General features: G+C 56.7%; 12 protein-coding genes and 4 pseudogenes. 11 read left to right on the top strand and 5 right to left on the bottom strand.

Annotated features, from left to right (window positions below):
• Window positions 1–819: 3-hydroxyacyl-CoA dehydrogenase NAD-binding domain-containing protein (locus A3C3_RS40460; RefSeq protein ID WP_022719173.1), on the top strand; the 819-nt coding region annotated here is incomplete at its 5' end.
• Window positions 820–860: 41 nt separating this feature from the next.
• On the opposite strand, the gene A3C3_RS0135130 is transcribed toward A3C3_RS40460, so the two are convergent.
• The 4 genes from A3C3_RS0135130 to A3C3_RS0135145 all read right to left on the bottom strand — a co-directional run bounded on the left by A3C3_RS0135130 (window position 861) and on the right by A3C3_RS0135145 (window position 6,212).
• Window positions 861–2,639, bottom strand: coding sequence for an ABC transporter permease subunit (locus A3C3_RS0135130; protein ID WP_022719174.1), 1,779 nt, complete (start codon window positions 2,637–2,639; stop codon window positions 861–863).
• Entirely contained in the window at window positions 2,640–3,653 is a 1,014-nt protein-coding gene (locus A3C3_RS0135135; RefSeq protein WP_233450523.1) for an ABC transporter ATP-binding protein, read from the bottom strand.
• A 232-nt stretch (window positions 3,654–3,885) separates the two neighbouring features.
• Window positions 3,886–4,992 carry an ABC transporter substrate-binding protein gene (locus A3C3_RS0135140; RefSeq protein WP_022719176.1) on the bottom strand — a complete coding sequence of 369 codons (1,107 nt, stop codon included), beginning with the start codon at window positions 4,990–4,992 and terminating at the stop codon, window positions 3,886–3,888.
• A 56-nt stretch (window positions 4,993–5,048) separates the two neighbouring features.
• Window positions 5,049–6,212: a M20 aminoacylase family protein gene (locus A3C3_RS0135145; RefSeq protein ID WP_022719177.1), complete on the bottom strand. Its 1,164-nt coding sequence runs from the start codon at window positions 6,210–6,212 to the stop codon at window positions 5,049–5,051.
• Window positions 6,213–6,988: 776 nt separating this feature from the next.
• Here A3C3_RS0135145 and A3C3_RS0135155 point away from each other — a divergent pair.
• Window positions 6,989–8,149: a M24 family metallopeptidase gene (locus tag A3C3_RS0135155; RefSeq protein ID WP_022719179.1), complete on the top strand. Its 1,161-nt coding sequence runs from the start codon at window positions 6,989–6,991 to the stop codon at window positions 8,147–8,149.
• A gap of 1,053 nt (window positions 8,150–9,202) precedes the next feature.
• Here A3C3_RS0135155 and A3C3_RS0135165 read toward each other — a convergent pair.
• Window positions 9,203–9,667, bottom strand: coding sequence for an Lrp/AsnC family transcriptional regulator (locus A3C3_RS0135165; RefSeq protein ID WP_022719181.1), 465 nt, complete (start codon window positions 9,665–9,667; stop codon window positions 9,203–9,205).
• A gap of 194 nt (window positions 9,668–9,861) precedes the next feature.
• Between A3C3_RS0135165 and A3C3_RS48325 the strand changes: the two are divergent.
• From A3C3_RS48325 to A3C3_RS0135220, 9 genes and pseudogenes are all read left to right on the top strand, one after another.
• A pseudogene (locus A3C3_RS48325) lies at window positions 9,862–10,666 on the top strand (aminotransferase class III-fold pyridoxal phosphate-dependent enzyme); the annotation flags it as partial.
• Window positions 10,655–11,858, top strand: a pseudogene (locus A3C3_RS48855) (aldehyde dehydrogenase family protein). The pseudogenes A3C3_RS48325 and A3C3_RS48855, both read left to right, overlap by 12 nt.
• Window positions 11,859–12,201: 343 nt before the next feature.
• A complete protein-coding gene (gene eutB, locus A3C3_RS0135180) occupies window positions 12,202–13,188 on the top strand; it encodes a hydroxyectoine utilization dehydratase EutB (protein WP_028740268.1) in 987 nt (328 codons plus the stop codon).
• On the top strand, window positions 13,188–14,180 hold the full coding sequence (gene eutC, locus A3C3_RS0135185; protein WP_022719184.1) for an ectoine utilization protein EutC: 993 nt from the start codon (window positions 13,188–13,190) through the stop codon (window positions 14,178–14,180). Before eutB ends, eutC begins: the two co-directional genes overlap by 1 nt.
• Window positions 14,181–14,508: 328 nt before the next feature.
• Window positions 14,509–14,703 carry a hypothetical protein gene (locus tag A3C3_RS45785; protein WP_145611445.1) on the top strand — a complete coding sequence of 65 codons (195 nt, stop codon included), beginning with the start codon at window positions 14,509–14,511 and terminating at the stop codon, window positions 14,701–14,703.
• Window positions 14,704–15,243: 540 nt separating this feature from the next.
• Window positions 15,244–16,502: pseudogene (gene ltrA, locus A3C3_RS42225) on the top strand (group II intron reverse transcriptase/maturase).
• Between the two features lie 200 nt (window positions 16,503–16,702).
• Window positions 16,703–16,977: pseudogene (locus tag A3C3_RS44585) on the top strand (IS66 family transposase); the annotation flags it as partial.
• Window positions 16,978–17,547: 570 nt separating this feature from the next.
• Window positions 17,548–17,793, top strand: a complete 246-nt coding sequence (locus A3C3_RS0135215) for a type II toxin-antitoxin system prevent-host-death family antitoxin (protein ID WP_022719189.1) — start codon at window positions 17,548–17,550, stop codon at window positions 17,791–17,793.
• An 82-nt stretch (window positions 17,794–17,875) separates the two neighbouring features.
• Window positions 17,876–18,181 (top strand): hypothetical protein, encoded by a 306-nt coding sequence (locus A3C3_RS0135220; RefSeq protein ID WP_312866299.1) that lies wholly within the window; start codon window positions 17,876–17,878, stop codon window positions 18,179–18,181.
• Window positions 18,182–18,700: the final 519 nt, after the last annotated feature.

Consider the following 18,700-nt stretch of genomic DNA (forward strand, 5'->3'; position numbering starts at 1 on the left):
GAGTCGCTCGAACGGGCGATGCCGTCGCTACAGGAACTTGGCCTTGCGCCGGGTGCATCACCTGCCCGAATCAGGTTCACCACTGATCTCGAAGAAGCGCTTGAAGGTAGCCAATTTGTTCAAGAGAGCGCGACTGAGGATGTAAATGCAAAGACCGGACTTATCGCGCAGATAGATGCCCTTACACCAGTGGATGCAGTCATCGCGTCGAGTTCGTCAGGTTTTCTCGCGACGGATTTGAGGCGAGAGGCGCGACATGGGGAGCGGATCATCATCGGCCATCCCTTCAATCCTCCCTATCTGGTCCCGCTGGTGGAAGTGGCCGGTGGAGATGTGGCCGCGCAAGCGATCGCCACAGCAACGCAATTTTATCAGAAGACCGGCTGCGAAGTGGTTGAACTGAAGCGCGAGATTGACGGCTACATCGGCAACAGGATTCAGTTTGCCGTGTTCCGCGAAATTCTCTACCTGCTTTCGCAAGGTGTAGCCGATCTTGAAGCAATTGATAGAGCGATCGTGGCCGGTCCGGCCATCCGCTGGGCGGTAATGGGCCCGTCGTCCGTCTTTTATCTCGGCGCTCGCGATCCTTCCCTTTATCAGGAATTCGTCGATCTACTCGCCCATGAGATGGAGAGCGGCTACACGGCACCAGCGACATTCACACCGGATAAGGCTCTTATGAATGCCTATGCCGACGAGGTCTGCCGTGGAATCGGCGCAAATGGTCAGGACGACCTGATCGCACTCCGTGACGAAGGTGTCGCCAAGATCAGAGTCCTTCTTGATAGTCTCAGAAAGCACAAGGCTTGTGCACACTGAATAAGCATTCACCGAGCGCCGCAGGTTTGGGCTTTGAAGCATTAGCTCGATTGCTCGGAAGCCACTCCATGCGCGCGTGGTTTGGACCGCCACCACATAGCGTACAGGAGAAGAAACCACACGATTGGCAAAAGCATCAAAAGTGAGGCCACCGCTGCAATGGTCGGGTCCAACTGGTGTCGCATGTTTTGCCACATTTTCAATGGCAGAGTTCGAATTGAGAGACCTCCGATCAGCGATGTAATCACGACCTCGTCGAAAGAATGGAGGAACGCAAACACGGCGCCGCCAATAATGCCGGGGCGGATCAGTGGCAAAGTCACACGCGCAAATGTCTGCAGTGGGTTTGCTCGCATGCTTCTTGCAGCATCCTCTAGCCGCCGGTCAAAGTTGGCCAGTGTCGCTGAAACGATAACCACCACATACCCTATGGCACCAATACTGTGCGCCAACACGATCCCAGTCTCCGTGCCGATCAATCCTAGTTTCACAAGCCCCAGATAGGTTCCTATGCCAACAACTATGACCGGAAACGTTATTGGCGCCAGGACCGCCATGGTAAGGGCGCTACGCATCCCGGGACCCGAGCGACTGATACCATAGGCAGCCAGCGTGCCGGCGAAGGTAGACAAGGCGGCGACCACAAGTCCAATCTCAATACTCGTCATCATCGCATCGTACCAAGAAGGGTTGCCGAAGAACGATACATACCATTGTAGTGACAACGAGGATGGTGGAAATTCCAAGAATGTGCCTGGGCTGAAGGACATCGCTATGACCACAACGCCGGGAAACAGCAAGAAAAACATGATGGCGACGAGAAAGGATATTCCGGAGTACTTGAGCCGATCGTCGCCCCCAGATGCTTTGTAAAGCTCTGCTAACCAGCGCTTTGCTCGATACGGGGCGGCAATTTCACGTAGAAAGTGTCTTGGCAGAATTGCAGCGACAATTCGCCCACCTCGTCCTACCCTCTGCGACTTAGACAGACCGTCCGGCGAACCGGAGAGGTCCATACCAACAAAGAAAATCACCACCAACGCGATTGCGAGCAGAATAAATGAGGATGCTGCGGTTGGTCCCAAGTTTAGAGACGCCTTGACCTGGGCAGCAATGAACGTTGAGAGCATCGCATCCCCAAGCCCCCCGAGCGCGGCGGGAGTTACATAGAACCCGAGGCACAGCACAAACACCAGCACACAGCCGCTACGCACACCCGGAAGGCTTAGTGGCACAAAAACACGCCAGAATGCTGTTCCTGGGCGTGCTCCCATGCTTCGTGCAGCCGCCATCAAAGATTTGTTTGTGCCCATCATCACACTGATCAAGGGCAAAATCATGATAGGCAGCATCATATGAACGATACCGATATACACGGCCGCGCGATTGTAAATGAGCTGGAGGGGAGTTGAAATCAATCCTAGCTCAATCAACATATTATTTACGAGCCCACGATCGCCCAAGATTACGATCCAAGCGTATGTGCGTGCGAGGAAGCTCGTCAGATACGATATCATGACGAACGTGATAAGCATTGCACGGATTTGCTTAGATGCCGACGTTATTAGGTAGGCTGTCGGATAACCTAACAGAAGGCACAGGACAGTCGAGATGAGACTTATCTCGATCGTCTGGATCAGAACCTTAATATTCGCAGGTCGACTGAAGAAAGCTTCATAGTTTGAAAACGAGAATATCGGCGCATTAACACTCGACAAGAATAGCAGCACCATTGGCACGCCGAATACTACGAGCAGAATCGAAAACGCGGGAACCGTAAGTCCTAGAGGGAAACGTCCAAGTTTAGAAAAGTTAAGCATTCACGCAGCCCCGCCGTTGGTTTCGGTCGCAACGAGCCGCACATCGGATCGTAGCCAATCCAGGCGTACTTGTTCGCCAGGCCGGAACACCTGCTGATCTGATGCAACATGTTCTCTCACAACCAACGTGCTATCGCCGACTTTAACGTTGTATTTCCGCAATGCACCTGCGTAGATCACTTCGGCAACGATACCGTTCGCATGTTGGCGCTGGTGCGCATCGGCTAGTGTCGGTGTGTCCGGCACGGCTATGCGGATACGCTCCGGGCGGATCATTGGCATCATGCCGGAGGGCCTGGCGCCATTGGGCGGGGCTATCACACTCTGTAGGAAGTTGGCCTCTCCCAGGAAGTTTGCCACGAAGAGGGATCGGGGCCGATCGTACAGGCCTTCGGGAGTGTCGATTTGCTCGATCGAGCCCCCTCGCATAACGATTATTCGGTCGGAGAGCGTCAGAGCTTCTTCTTGATCATGCGTTACGCAGACCGTGGTGATCCCAAACTCTTTGTGAAGACTCTTGATTTCGCTCTGCATTTGTTCGCGCAGGTTGCGATCGAGAGCGCCCAGTGGCTCGTCCAATAGCAAAACCGGTGGGTCCGCGATTAGTGCCCTAGCCAGAGCCACCCGTTGCTGCTGCCCGCCGCTGAGCTGTGAGGGCATGCGATCACCGAAGTCGCCCAAGTACACGCGCGCGAGCAAATTTGCGACGCGTTCTGCCCTTTCCGCCGCCTTCACTCCACGCATTTCAAGTGGGAATTCGAGATTCCGGCGAACTGAAAGATGAGGAAATAATGCGTAGCTCTGGAAAACAATGCCTTGATCGCGACGATAAGACGGGACGGAAGCAACAGATTTGCCGGCCACGAGAATGTCACCCTGAGTCGGCGAGATAAATCCTGCGAGCAGCATCAGTGCGGTGGTTTTCCCCGAGCCACTCGGACCCAGGATCGTGAGAAACTCTCCACGGCTCACGGTAAGTGACAGTTCCTTTACAGCGGCAACGCCGCCATACATCTTGGTCACGTTACGGAATTCAATTTGAGGGGGGGCGGACAGCTGGCTCACCGTGTCCCCTTGGTATCGCGGATCGCCCGCAATTGTTGCAGCATGGATCATTGACGAAGTCTCCGGCCCGGTCTCTTGCGCATTGCCGCAGATACCTGAGCGCATCAAAAGTGGCGTAGGACTACAAATGCGGGTGCCGCCAAAGTAGCCGACCGCACCCGCCTCAAGCGCTGGAATGGTTCTACTGGAGAATCCACTCATTCCATCGTTGGATGAGACGCTCGATATTCGAAGTCCCATCTGGCCCAACTTCGGCATACCACTTCAGATTGACGCGCACACTGTCGCGCAAGTTGTCGGGATGGCTCGCAAGTTTCTGACCCAGCTCCTTGGGCATATGGTTATATGCGTTGAGGTTCGTAGGTCCAAACGCTATCAGATTTGCGAACGCCGCCTGCCTCTCGGCTCTGCTTGCGAACTCAATAAATCTCTGCGCATTCGATGCGTTCGGGCTACCTTTCGGGATGACCCAGCTGTCCCAGGTGTACTTCGACAGCTTGCGATTTATTCGGATGGGGGTGCCTTGGTCGATGAGCAAGTTCGCTCGGCCGTCGTAACAATTGGCCAGATCTACCGTCTTGTCATGCAACATTTGCTGTATTTCAGACCCGCTTCCCCACCACTTGCGAATGTGAGGCTTGATCTTGTCAAGACTGGAAAAGACACGGTCGAGGTCCAGAGGATAAAGCGCGTCAGGCGCCACGCCGTCAGCGAGGAGTGCTTCCTCCCAAGGACCTTCGGACCCCCATTGACCCGCGACGAGCGAGCGAGCCCCGGGAAACTTTTCAACATCCCAGAAATCTGACCACGTCTTTGGTTCAGCGACGTTGCTGCCGTACTTTTCGGTACTGTAGATCATGACATAAGCATATACAAACGTTCCTACGCTGTGCGGGTCCCGCGCAAAATCTGCGATGGCAGACAGTTCACTGTCCTTCCAGATCGAGTAGTCAATTTTCTCGATTACGCTCTTGTTCGCCAGGTCGATTGCTTCACTGTAGGGTAACGCACCCAGATCTACCGACACGCTGTTCGTTGTCACCATTAGTTCAATCTGGGACTTGTCGATTTGATCGGTGACCGCATTCACCTTGATACCCGTTTCGGCTTCGAACGGCTTAGTAAACGCCTCGATCATGGCATTACCCGTATCTCCGCCATAAACCATCACGCGGAGCTCTCCCGGAGACTGCGCAAAGGCGCGGCCACTTGGTGTTGCGAAGGTTCCGGCGGCAATTGCCAGTGAACCAGTTTGAAGAAAACGCCTGCGATTTATGATAATGCTCATTGTTCCCTCTCGTCTTCGTTGGTGGTTTAGGTGCGGCGAATATCGTCGGCGAGCGCTCAGGTAGAAAGAACCGTCTCTACCAGGTTGACCCAATAGGCTATGCCATAGGGGATCGCATCATCGTTGAAGTCATAGGCGGGATTGTGCAAAGCGGCGGTGGAGCCGTTACCGAGAAACATGTAACAGCCGGGCCGTGCCTCAAGCATGTACGCAAAATCCTCAGAGCCCATAACGGGTGCCAGCTTGTCATTTACAGCAGCAGATTCGACGGCGGCTCTTGCAGCCTTGAGTGCGAGTTCCGTCTGGATGGTAGAATTAAACGTCACAGGATCCTGCCGGCGATACCGTAGCTCTGTACTTCCGCCAAATGCAGCAGCAATCCTTTGAGCGGTGGAGTCGATCTGCCGCTGCGCAAAATCTCTAAGTTCGGACGAAAGGGTGCGAACGGTCCCGGAAACCGTCACGTGCTCCGGTATAATATTGTAGGCCGCTCCGGCACTAAGTTTGGTGACCGAAACTACCAGAGATTCCAACGGGTCTGTGCCCCGCGAGACGAGTGTCTGGAGACCAAGTAAAACGTGAGCTGTAATGACAATCGGATCAATGCATCTATGCGGCTCAGCCGCATGCCCACCCTTGCCCTTCACGATCAAGTCGAATTCGTCCAGCGCTGCCATGAAGGGGCCATAGCATGTACCGTAGTCTCCGACGGCCATTCCAGGTTCGTTGTGCAAACCGAACACGCTGGATATGTTGTACCGGTCCATGATTCCGTCTTGAACCATCCATAGCCCGCCGAGAGCCCCCTCTTCTGCCGGCTGGAAGATCAGTGCAACCCTTCCTTTGAAATTGCGGGTAGTGGCAAGGTGCTTGGCGGCGCCAAGCAGCATCGCCATATGCCCGTCGTGGCCGCAACCATGCATTTTGCCATAATGTGTCGATGCCCAGGGTTTGCTCGATTGTTCGACAATCGGCAATGCATCCATGTCGGCCCTTAGCCCAATAGTCTCTCCAGAGGCACCGCTCCCCTCAACTAACGCAATTATCCCGGTTTTTGCGACGCCTTCTTCAATATGGTCTATACCGAAAGAGCGTAACTTCGCCGCCACGAACGCGGCTGTGTCGTACAGATCATAGTCCAACTCCGGAATGCGGTGTAGATGGCGGCGCCACTGCGTCACCTCGTCTTTGAGGTATTTAAAGGCTTCGTTGGAGCGCATTAGGAATTTACTGTCCTGAACGTATGTGTTAGCGGATGTCGCATCGGTTTGCCGGATTCGAAACGGATGCAGATACGGCTGTGAGCTGTAAGGCTTCATCGATAGGCGACCGGGTAGGGGCATCGAAACTAGCGGGTAAAGCGGTCATCGCGGACGAGGCGGAGTACAAGGCATCAGTTGCGCACGCGGCACAATGTCAGTTGGGGTTGCTCTTCGTTGTCCAGCGCTGGCGACGACTTGTGAAATTGCTGATTTCTCTGCTGCCATAGACCTCCTCCCGGTCCTAATGAACTGCGGATGCGCAAATTGTCTGTTCCTGCGTGTCGCCTCCAATCGACGCCAGGCCGCCGCTGTTCCCATTTTCTTAATCGTCGATTAGTGCGAGCGGACACGCAATTGAACTTTTGCGCCGCACTTGTGAATAATAGTAACGTTAGAGGCGGCAAGCGAGGACAGGACCTGGGGCGGACTTTGGAGACGGAAGTCAGGACCTTACCCGAATCGCGCGTCCTTATGTGAGCAATACTCACGGGACGAATAGACGATTCACTTGTCTATGAGGTTTCGCATGTTTCTTTTGATGAGCTCTAAAGCGCGTGTTCCGCTCTCGATGGTTACGAAGCAAGATCGAACGTTTTCTTAAATCAAGTAGAAGAGCGGCTTGCCGCAACAAGCTGGTCCGTGCTTTAGATTTAACCTGTGGCGATACTAGATCCCGACCGACGTCGGCGAATGTAGATCCACCCTGATAATCGCTTTCCTGCAGGAGGTGCTGCATGGCTGATCCGACGACCACAATACCGCTCACCGGGATTTCTTTTCCGATATCCGAGTATAAGCGCCGCCAGGACAAGGTCCTCGAAGCAGTGCGAAGAGCGGAGCTCGATGCGCTGTTGGTGACAGCGCACGTTCACCTTGAGTATCTCTCTGGTTACAACGGCATGGGCGGCTATTTCGCTCCGTTCCCCCTTATTCTTGTGCCTGGGCGCTCGCCGGTCTTCGCCGTGCGAGAATATGAAGTCGAAGCTGTGATTGCGGAAAGCTGCGTGGGCGAGGTCTTTCCCTACACTCAGGAAAAAGATTTCGCTAAAGTATGCGGCGAAATCCTGCGGCGTTTCGGCGTGCAGGCAGGAAAGGTCGGGTTCGAACTCGGCTGTTGGAACTTGGCTCCCGCCGATCTGATGGCTCTGCAGGCGCAGCTACCGGAAATGAAAGTCGTCGATGCTACCCGGATTGTCCCGACAGCGGCCGCGGTGCTGAGCGACCTGGAACTTGAAGCGATGCGCGCCTCGATGGCAACGACCGATCTGGCGGTCCGGACATTCCAAAACTCGTTGACGGAAGGGGTAACAGAGGTTGAAGTGTACGCAGCCATTAAGAAGCAGGTTAAGGAAGCCGGTGGTGAATTGAACGACTTTTGCTCCCTGACCTTCGGTGATCGGGTGCGCCTGGCGCATGGCGCACCCGCAAGATATCCTCTCCACAAAAACCAGCCTGCGGTCATCGAAGTCGGCGGTGCGAGCGGAAATTATTCCGCAGGGCTGGTTCGTGCGGGCGTGCTTGGCCGAAACCCGGAAGCAGAATCTATATACGAACTCTCGCTCGAAGCACTAGAAGCTGCAATCGCGGTTATCAAGCCAGGTGTGACCGCAGGAAGTGTGGACGCAGCCGCTCGGGATGTGATTGCGCGGTCTGGCAGGCACCGAGCATTCCGGCATCGCACCGGTTATCAGACGGGTCTTCGGTGGTCTGAACGAGGAGGCTTGAGCCTAGAGCCGGACTCGAAGGAGATAGTGCAGCTACGAATGACCCTGCATATGCCGATGTTTCTCTTTAGTCAGACCGGCTACATCTTCGGCGTTAGTGAACAGGTTTTAGTGACTGAGAGAGGCGCGGAGGTGCTCAGCAGCACGCCGCGATCCCTTCACTTCGCATAGCTCAACCTTTTCGGAATCGGTGTGCGGCGAACATCACGAGCTTGCCGCCGACACCAGAACAAAAGAGTGCTCAAATCGCTTCCCCCGTTGAGCGGAAAAACCCTATTGAGGTTTTCAATCTCGACGCCGGGTTTGCGCTGAGAACTGTCTGTCAACATCCAGCTGAGAGTTCAAATTTCGATGAAAACCAAAGGCCCAATCGGTATCCTATGCCTAGATGAACCCGCTTCTGAAAGCCCGGCTCGGACTTGGGGCGAGCATCCCAAAGACTTCACTGTCGGCATGATCAGGCAGACAGTGGCAGGTGTTTCGGTCCCTGACATTATTAATAAGCGCGACCACGTACGTCGAGCATATGTCGACGCTGCACTCGCTCTAAAAGACCAAGGATGTTCGGTCATCAGCAGCAACTGCGGTTACTCAATCCTTTACCAAAGAGACGTATGCACTGTGGCGCAAGTTCCGACGTTGTTGTCGAGCCTTCAGATTCTCCCGGCTGTTGCTGCCGCATACCCGCCGGACTACCGAATCGGGATAATCTGCTACGACGCGACGTGTTTGTCGGACGAGCACCTCCACGCAAGTTGGCCCAATTTGGATAGGTCACGTTTAGCGATTATCGGCGTCGAAGGTAGTGAAGCTTGGCACAAGAGCAATTCTTCTGACGCGGTCTACGATTGGGATCTGTTTGGAGAGGCAATCTATCATCGAGTCGAGACTTTACGGCGTTTGGAACCTCTGCTTGGAGCCGTTATTGTGGAATGCTGCGCATTCGGGTCTTTTGTCCCGATGATCAGGGAAAAATTGGGCGTTCCAACGATCGACATCTATGATGTCGCTAAACCGCTTTTAGGGGGTCACATCTTGCATAACTGCTGAGTGCTGGCACAGCGCAGCAGACTGCGGCGATGGCTGAGAGATCCGAAGCCGCTTGCCACTCGGGAGCAAAGCGGCGAAATTGCTGCAACTGATTGGCCCAGTTCGACCTTGGTGAGAAAGCGTCAGCAACGGATTGCCTAAGCCGGCTGGAGGGGCGCTCAGGCTGCAGAATCCTTAACTTTCGATCGGAAATGCGAATCCTGCTTTAACGCGATCCATCACCACCATTGTCTTGAACCCCTTGATGTCGTTGTTCTCGTAGAAGAAGCGCCGCGTGAACTGTTCGTAGTCTTCCATGTCCTTTGCAGTGACCACGAGGAGGAAATCTGCCTCGCCAGTCACATAGTATCCGGTCATGACCTCGCGTGTGTTCCTGATTGCCGACTTGAAGCGATCGATGATGTCAGCTCGCTCGCGCTCAAGCGACACCAGAACCACGACGGTGACCTGTCGGCCCACAGCCTTCGGGGACACGATCGAGACGTCGGCTTCGATGACGCCTTCGGCGCGCAAACGCTTGAGGCGGCGCTGGCAGGCAGTCGGGGAGAGGTTTGCGCGCTCGGCAAGCTCCTCGGACGTGAGCCTGTTGTTCTTTTGGACGGCATTCAGAAGCGCAATGTCGGCGCGGTCGAGTTCCATGGCTGAAGAATCCTGCAATAAATTTTGAACTGCGCAGGATTTCTGCATAGAGCGCATCGTAATCACCGTCAACCTGCATCGGTTTGGCTGCACATTGACGCCGTCGAATTGAGGTGCGGACGTCCGACTGAAGCGCATAACGCTGCTTTCCTTGTTCGCCGCAAAAGATCATCGCGCTACGGAAGGGGCTTACAGTGACCATCAACGCCGAGAAGGACCGCAACACGGTCCTGCATCCGTTCACGCAGCTTAAGGACTTTGCGATGGGGAAGCTTGGTGAGCCGACGATCGTGGAGAGGGGAAAGGGGATCCGCATCCAGGACGCCCACGGCAACCAGCTGATCGACGGCTTTGCCGGCGTCTACTGCGTCAACGTCGGCTATGGCCGCACTGAAGTGGCCGAAGCGATCTCGCGCCAGGCCTATCGTCTTGCCTATTATCACTCCTATGCCGCACACACGACCGACGAGCTCGCGATCCTGTCGGATCGACTAGTGAAGATGGCGCCAGGCAAGATGAGCAAGGTGTTCTACGGCATGTCCGGTTCGGACGCCAATGAGGCCCAGGCCAAGCTTGGCTGGTACTACAACAACCTGCGTGGAAAGCCGACCAAGAAGAAGATCATCTCGCGTGAGCGGGGCTATCACGGCTGCAGCGTCGTCTCCGGCTCGATGACGGGCTCATGATCACATGGACCTGCCGCTGCCGCAGATCGACCATACCGGCGTTCCGCATCACTACTGGGGTGCAAACCCGGGCGAAACGGAACGGGAATTCTCCGCCCGCCGCGCCGCCGAGCTCGACAAGATGATCGAGACGCTCGGCCCGGACAATGTCGGCGCCTTCATCGCCGAGCCGGTTCTCGGCACGGGTGGCATCACGCCGCCGCCGGAAGGCTATTGGGAAGCGATCCAGGCGGTGCTGAAGAAGCACGACGTCCTCTTGGTCGCCGACGAAGTGATCACCGGCTTCGGCCGTACCGGCTCCATGTTCGGCTCGCTCGAAAGCCGTCGCGACGCTTTTGCCGAGACCATCGTCCGCGAAGCCGGCAAGACGATCGTTCAGGCACGCATGGAAGTCAGCCGTTGCGTCAACACGCTGAAGCTTTCGGTGGAAGAAGCAAAGCGCAACGCCGGTGAGATCGTGCCCTTCGATGCCTATACGGGATCAGAACAGCGCCAGGGCTGGTTCACGCGTGAGCCACTCGGCATCATCACCGCGATCACCCCATACAACGACCCGCTCAACTTGGTGGCTCATAAGCTCGGTCCGGCGATTGCGGGTGGTAACGCCATCCTGCTGAAACCGTCGAATTTGACGCCATTCTCCGCAATTAATCTTGTCGAAGCACTTTTGGAAGCCGGCTTACCTCATGAAGTCATCACCATCGTTCACGGCGACAGAGAGCTGGTGACTGCCATGATCACCGCACGAGAGGTCCCATGGTCTCGTTTACCGGCGGCCACCGGGGAGGCGATCAGCCGCGCGGCGGGCTTGAAGAAGCTCGCCATGGAGCTCGGCGGCAATGCGCCTGTGATCGTCATGAATGACTGCGACTTCAATAAGGCGGTCGAAGGTTGCGTCTCCGGTGCCTTTTGGGCTGCGGGCCAGAACTGCATCGGTGCGCAGCGCATCCTGATCCAGGCCGAGCTTTACGACCGTTTCCGCGAGGCCTTTGTTGCAGCAACACAGAAGCTCAAGGCGGGTGATCCCCTGCAGGAGGACACCGACGTCGGGCCGATGATCTCCAAACAGGTGGCGGAACGCACCGAGGCAGCTGTCACGGAGGCTATCAAAGCAGGCGCGAAGCTGCTTTGCGGCAACCATCGCGAAGGGTCACTGTATCACCCGACGGTTCTTGCAGGCACACCGGTGACCCGCCGGCTGTGGCATGAGGAAGTGTTTGCGCCGGTGGTCATGCTTGCGCCCTTCCACACGCTCGATGAAGCGATCGAGATGGCCAATGATCCCGACTACAGCCTGCATGCAGGCATCTTCACCAGCGATCTCAATGTTGCGCTCGAGGCTGCAAACAGGATCGAAGCGGGTGATGATCAACGACTCCTCCGACTATCGTTTCGACGCCATGCCCTTCGGCGGCTTCAAATACGGAAGCATGGGCCGCGAAAGCGTGCGCTTCGCCTATGAGGACATGACCCAGCCAAAGGTCGTCTGCATCAATCGGGGGTGAGCCCCGCTGGTTGGAAGGTGATGTATAAATTAACGGGATCCGGCGCCCGCAAAATAGGCCAAACGCAAGGGCTTTGTCGGGTGTTGGAGACATCAAGCCCTTTGAGGTAATCATGTCTAACGAGACGCGTATCGAACACGATCCGCTGGGCCCTGTGAGCGCGCCCTCGGACCGCTACTACGGCGCACAGACCGCCAGAGCGCTGGAGAATTTCCCGATTTCGGGGGATCCCCATCAACAGCATGCCGTTTGTCATCCAGGCTCTGGCTCGAAAGGATACCGGCAGACCGAGCGTTATGACACAAGGCGAGTATCTGTTCATCACGAGGAGGGAACAATGTCCATGGTTGATATCGGCGCAATTCAGGATGCGCACAGCCGCATAAAGGAACACATCAACTCGACGCCATTCGTAGGCTCACCGACGCTTTCGGCAATCTGCGGGGCACCTATCATTCTTAAGTCCGAGCATCTACAAACCACAGGTAGTTTCAAAATCCGCGGGGCGACAAACGCCATCTTGAGTCTCTCTGAAGCGGAACGCGCTCGCGGGGTTATCGCCGTTTCGACCGGCAATCATGGCCGCGCTTTGGCTCATACTGCCCGAGCCGTGGGCTCCAAAGCGACGATTTGCATGTCGAGGCTGGTTCCCGAAAACAAGGTTTCCGAGATCCGACGGCTTGGCGCCGATGTGCGGATAATCGGAAATTCACAGGATGAGGCCCAAGAGGAAGTCGAACGTCTCGTGCTCGACAAAGGGCGCATTCTGCTTCCGCCATTTGATCATTCCGACATCATTGCCGGACAGGGAACAATAGGCATCGAGATCGTCGAAGCGATACCGGATGTTGCCACTGTTCTTATCCCAGTTTCGGGTGGTGGACTGGCCGCCGGCATAGCTGCAGCCGTCAAGACCTTCCGGCCCCATGCGAGGGTCATTGGGGTCAGCATGGAACGAGGGGCGGCAATGAAGGCCAGCCTTGATGCTGGCCAACCTGTTCTCGTGGAGGAACTCCGCACGCTTGCTGACGCGCTCGGGGGAGGTATCGGCCTCGACAACAAACTGACCTTCTCCATGTGCCAAACTCTGCTGGATGATTTCGTACTACTCAGCGAAAGTGAGATCGCTGCTGGTATCCGTCACGCTTACGACAAAGAACGCGAAATCCTTGAAGGCTCGGGTGTAGTTGGAATCGCGGCGCTGCTCGCGGGTAAGGTCGCTGGATTGCATGGGCCGACTGCGGTTGTGCTTACAGGACGCAACATCGACATGGAACTGCATCGCCGGATCATATGTGGGATGAACAATTCGCTTGAGGGAGAGAAATAATGCCGTTGATCAAAATACTGGCAGAGCGCGAGCTCAGACAATCCGTACCGCTTGACCAAGCTGCCGTGCAATGCGTCGAGGATGCATTCCATTCCCTTGCGACGAAAACCGTCGCAATGCCGCCCATCCTACGTCTCGACATAAAAGACCATCGGGGTGAGGTTGATGTCAAAACGGCGTACGTCCAAGGCCTCGATGCCTTTGCCGTGAAGATCAGCCCCGGTTTCTTTGATAATCCAAAGCTCGGCCTCCCGAGTACGAATGGCTTGATGGTGCTGCTCTCCAGTAAGACCGGTTTGCTCCAAGCACTCTTGCTCGACAACGGCTATTTGACGAATGTTCGCACCGCGGCTGCAGGTGCGGTGGCAGCAAAGTATCTTGCACGAAAAGACGCTTCCGTGGCCGCAATCCTGGGTGCTGGAATTCAGGCAAGACTGCAGTTGCAAGCGCTCACGCTGGTCCGGCCCATTCGTCAGGCTCGCATTTGGGCGCGCAGTACGGCAAAGGCTGAAGACCTTGCGCGCGAGCTCTCTGAAGAGCTTGGAATCCCTGTGAACGCGTGCGCGGATCCGATGGAAGCTGTCGCTGGCTCAGATATCGTCGTCACGACGACGCCGGCCGACCAACCGATTTTGAGTTCGAGTTGGCTTGAACCGGGACAGCACATCACTGCTATGGGATCAGACGCCGAACACAAAAATGAGCTGGATCCGAATGCGATTGTCCAAGCGGATCTCTATGTCGCCGACAGCCTCAAGCAGACGCGCGCACTTGGTGAACTACATCACGCAATCTCGGCCGCTATAGTCGCAGCCGACGCAAGCTTCCCAGAACTCGGTGAGATTATCGCTGGAAGAATTGTGGGCCGTTCGAACGACAGACAGATCACAATCGCCGATCTAACTGGTACTGGTATCCAGGACACTGCTATTGCGTCGCTCGCCTTGGAGCGAGCAGAGGCCACAGGGACTGGATCATCGTTCGAAAGCTGAGCACGGCGAAATCATCGACGGCCCCACGGCTGACGACTATGAAAAGGATCTCGGGCGAACCTTGAAAGCCTCCGGATCCGGATGATGTCGGGCAGTTGCTGCGCGCCCCCGGTGCGACGCCACTACATCCCGAGGGCCGATGGGCCCGGCGACCTCTGGACATCCCGACCTTCGAGCATAAGGTGGCGCAACTGGCAACCGTGATGCTGCTGGAACCGATCTACGAGGAGGACTTTCTGGACTGCTCGCTCGGGTTCCGGCCGGACGGTCGGCGCATGACGCCATCCGCATATTGCGCGACGGCATTATGGACACTGGCCAGCGATGGATGATCGACGCGGATTTCGCGAAGTATTTCGACAGCATCGACCACGGGCATCTGCGCAGCCTCCTCGACCTGAGGATCAGAGACGGCGTCATCAGACGCATGATTGACAAGTGGTTGAACGCGGGGGTGCTGAGCCGGATCGGTGGCGAAGCCCCGCCTAAAACGGAGGTGCCAGATGGTGCGGTACGCCGATGACTGTGTGCCACGAACGCATCGACAGCAATGGAGGTGCGGAACTGCACGAGAGATGAGGGTAGGTCCCTCGGAGCCGGCCGTCAGGGGCAGGCTCCAAACCACCGCAAGCTGCGACGGTAAAGAGCCGTGGTGGTGAGCGTTGCGGAAAAGGCGGGACTTGATCCCGTCAGGTAAGGCTCAGAGAGACGAGCGAAAGCGAACCGCTGATGAAGTGTCGAAAGCGTATGGAGGATGTCGAAACCGGGGGGAAGTCGTTAACCCGGGATCAGTCTGGGGGACGGCCTGATTGCTGCCCAGACGGCATCCGGCATGAAGGCGGCGTGACTCTGGGGCAGGCTCTCGTGTGGAACGTGGGAACCTGTCGCCCCGATGCGAAGGGAGAAATCCAAGTAGGTGGCCCCTACGAGGGTGAGAGTACCGATGCGGGGCACAGGGACGGAGCAACCCGTAGTAGTGACGAAGGCGCTGTAATGGGGCCGGAGCGAAGGGGTTGCATTGTTCAGCTCTGGACGGAGGTCAACCGGCAACGGGAGGAACCTCATGGATAGAGCGAAGCAATATGACATTCCGAAACGGGAGGTGTGGGAAGCCTACAAAAGAGTTAGAGCCAACCAAGGTGCGGCTGGCGTGGATGGCCAAACGATTGCGGACTTTGAGGCTGATCTCTCGAACAACCTCTACAAGCTCTGGAATCGGATGTCGTCCGGCAGTTACTTTCCGCCGCCGGTGCGACGGGTCGACATACCGAAGGCGATGGCAAGACGCGGCCGCTGGGAATTCCCACAGTTGCCGATCGCGTCGCCCAAATGGTGGTCAAACGGTTCCTGGAACCTCTTTTGGAGCCTCAGTTCCACAGGGATTCCTACGGATACCGGCCCGGAAAATCGGCACTCGATGCGGTCGGTATGGCGCGGCAGCGATGTTGGCGCCATGCCTGGGTTCTTGATCTTGATATCAGGGCCCTCTTCGACAGCATAGACACGAATCTGCTCATGCGGGCGGTGCGCAAGCACACGGATTGCCCGTGGGTGCTGATGTACATCGAGAGATGGCTGAAAGCGCCGGTGCAGATGGCGGACGGGAGCCTTATCGGCCGAGACAGAGGGACGCCGCAGGGTGGGGTGATTAGCCCTGTCCTGGCTAACCTCTTTCTCCACTATGCGTTCGACATGTGGATGCAGCGGAACCATCCGGACATCCCGTTCGAGCGCTATGCCGATGATGCTATTTGCCATTGCCAAACCGAAGAACAGGCAGTGGCGCTGCGCGACGCTCTTGAAAAGAGGTTCGCAGACTGCGGGCTGACGCTACATCCCGAAAAGACGAAGATCGTCTACTGCAAGGATGATGATCGACGCGGAAGCCATTCCAACCACAAGTTCGACTTCCTCGGCTATACTTTCAGGCCGAGGCTGGCGCGCCGAAGGGGCGGAAAGGTGGGCGTCTCGTTTAGCCCAGCGGCCAGTGACAAAGCTCTCAAGATAATCCGCCAGACGGTCCGCGGCTGGTCCCTCCATGAACGGAGTGACAAGGCCTTGGACGATCTGGCGCGGATGTTCAATATGCACATCCGTGGCTGGATTAACTACTACGGGCGGTTCTACCCGTCGGCGCTCTACCCGACGCTGAGGCACATCGACGTCTCTCTGGCGCGATGGGCAAATCGGAAATTCAAGTCCATGCGTAGGCACAGAAGGCGAGCTGTCCAATGGCTGGAGCGTATCGCGCGCCGGCAGACACGGCTGTTTGCTCACTGGAGCTTGCTCTTCGGGCGCGGCCGAACAATGGGAGCCGTATGACGCGAGAGTGTCACGTACGGTTCTACGAGAGCGCGGAGGTGCAAATCCTCCGCGCCACTCACCTCGTCATGAGCATCGAGGATCACTTGGACGGTCGGCGCATGCTCGCCGTGCTGGGCTCGCTTCGCAATCGGAGCGAGATGCACCATCAACCCGGACATGAGAATTCGCCCCTTCGAATGCTAATCCACATGCCGTGTGCCGATTATATCCTGGAGCGCGTCAGGGAGGGTGAAAGGATCTTCGCCGACGAAACCACCTTACCCACTCTTGCGCCCGGTTCGGGGAAAACGACGAAGGCCTAGCTTCGGGCTTATGCTCGCGACGATAAACCCTATGGCGGAACCAGTCCGCCGGTGGTGGCCTATCGATTTGAGGACAGCAGGGGAGCTGATGCGTGGCGCGTCATCTTGCCGGATTCAGCGGTATCCTGCAGGTGGACGGCTACTCGGCCTATACCAATCTCGCCAAGACGCGTGCCAAAGCCGGCGGAGAAAGTTGAAACTAGTGGCACTCGTTGCCGGGTGCCGCCAATGCAGGCGCCGGAACGGAAGTCCACATAGCGCGTCTTGTCGGGATGGAGTCGGAGCCCGTACCGCTCGCGGCGACAGGTTTCATCGATCTTGTCAATTTCCCACGGCATGCAGCAGCAGGATCGACGTCCACTCTATTCGTCAGCCCCTAACCCATGGACGCGGCGCGGAACGCCGCCATCGCGCAAGAGAGGGCGGCCTCGGATGAGCGTTGCGATTGTCCGAAATACAAGGGTTTCATGCCTCCCGTGACCTGCGCTGTCGGCATGTGAAGACTGGCGCGGCTACTAACGCAAAGAGGGGCTTGAGCTCGCTCCGGCGAGCGTACCGGACGTGTTCGGCGTCGAACCCGCCACTTTTGCTTGATTCATGCCGCACCGCATGGTGCAAAGGTCCCAAGTCTAGCGTGCATTTGATCAGACTGACAGACGCGGACTCGTCGCAGCGATCATTCGAATTGCATAAATCGCATAGAATACGTATTATAGGTAATTCAATGCGGTGGCTTGGCAATGAAGCAATTCACATTCTCAGACATGAATCGTGCTTCGGGGGAAATCCTCGAAGCGGCTTTGGTCGAACCCGTCACCCTGACAAAGCGCGGGAAGGACAAGCTCGTCATTCTGTCCGCAGAGCAATACCGCAAGCTCATCGGTCGTTCCCACACCGTTGCATACGATCTGATGGATGCTCCAGAAGACATCCACCAGGAACTCATGACCGGTCTTGAGGATATTATCGAGGCCGACAATGCTTGAGCCAGGGCAGATTGTCCGCTTTTTTTACCTCTGGAAGCGCCAAGCGACAGCGGGCGAAGAGTCCGGCCGCAAGGCGAGACCCGTGTGCGTCGTCGTTCGCACCGCGGCAGTGCCGGGAGCTGTGTTTCTGTTTCCCGTCACATCACAACTGCCTGATACGGAGCGGCTTTCTCTTGCCATCAGCCAAATGGAATGCCGTCGCGCAGGGCTGGATTTTCCGTGCTGGCTCATTCTCGACGAGTACAATCGGGTTGAACTCGACAAGGCGTTCGACTTCGAGTCTACCGCGCCGCTTGGCAGTTTTAGTCCTGCCTTCCTCAAGAAAATCGCGCTCACGGTCAAAAATGCCGCCGCAGCCCGAAAGCTCACTGGTATCACGCGTTCCTGATGCTTGACGCCTGCCTCATGGGCTGAGGGGATGGCGCGCGCGGCTTGCAGCCTCGATGCCGACGCGCCTGAATTCCGCCATTCTCGATCCCTTCAATCTTTGCACAAGGCACGCCCACCGCGGTCTCGATGGGGGCATGTCTTGACCGCAGACCGCCTCGCGCTGCTCGGCTCGATCGTCCTCCCGCAACGGCCGGCTCGTTTTCTTCCCCTGACGGAGACCACCCCGCGTGACAAGTCACGCGGGGACCCCGGATCGCCGTCATTCCTCGCGAGACAAGAAAGCCGCTTCCGGCCGCCCTCCATTTCATTACGGCCCTACGGGGGCGGTCCGATCGTCCCCGATCCTTGCGACAGCCATCGAGATCCTATGAGGATGGGCGGTGCCCTGCTTTGATGTGGTGGAGGTTGTTGCCATTTCGAAAAGGAGCAAGACAATGGTGCAAGCGCAGACGATGGATAATGCAGCACACAAGAACCTGAACGCGATCTTCGTTTCTGTAGAGCTGAGCAAGAAGAC

It is taken from the genome of Rhizobium mongolense USDA 1844 (assembly GCF_000419765.1).
GTDB classification, from domain to species: domain Bacteria; phylum Pseudomonadota; class Alphaproteobacteria; order Rhizobiales; family Rhizobiaceae; genus Rhizobium; species Rhizobium mongolense.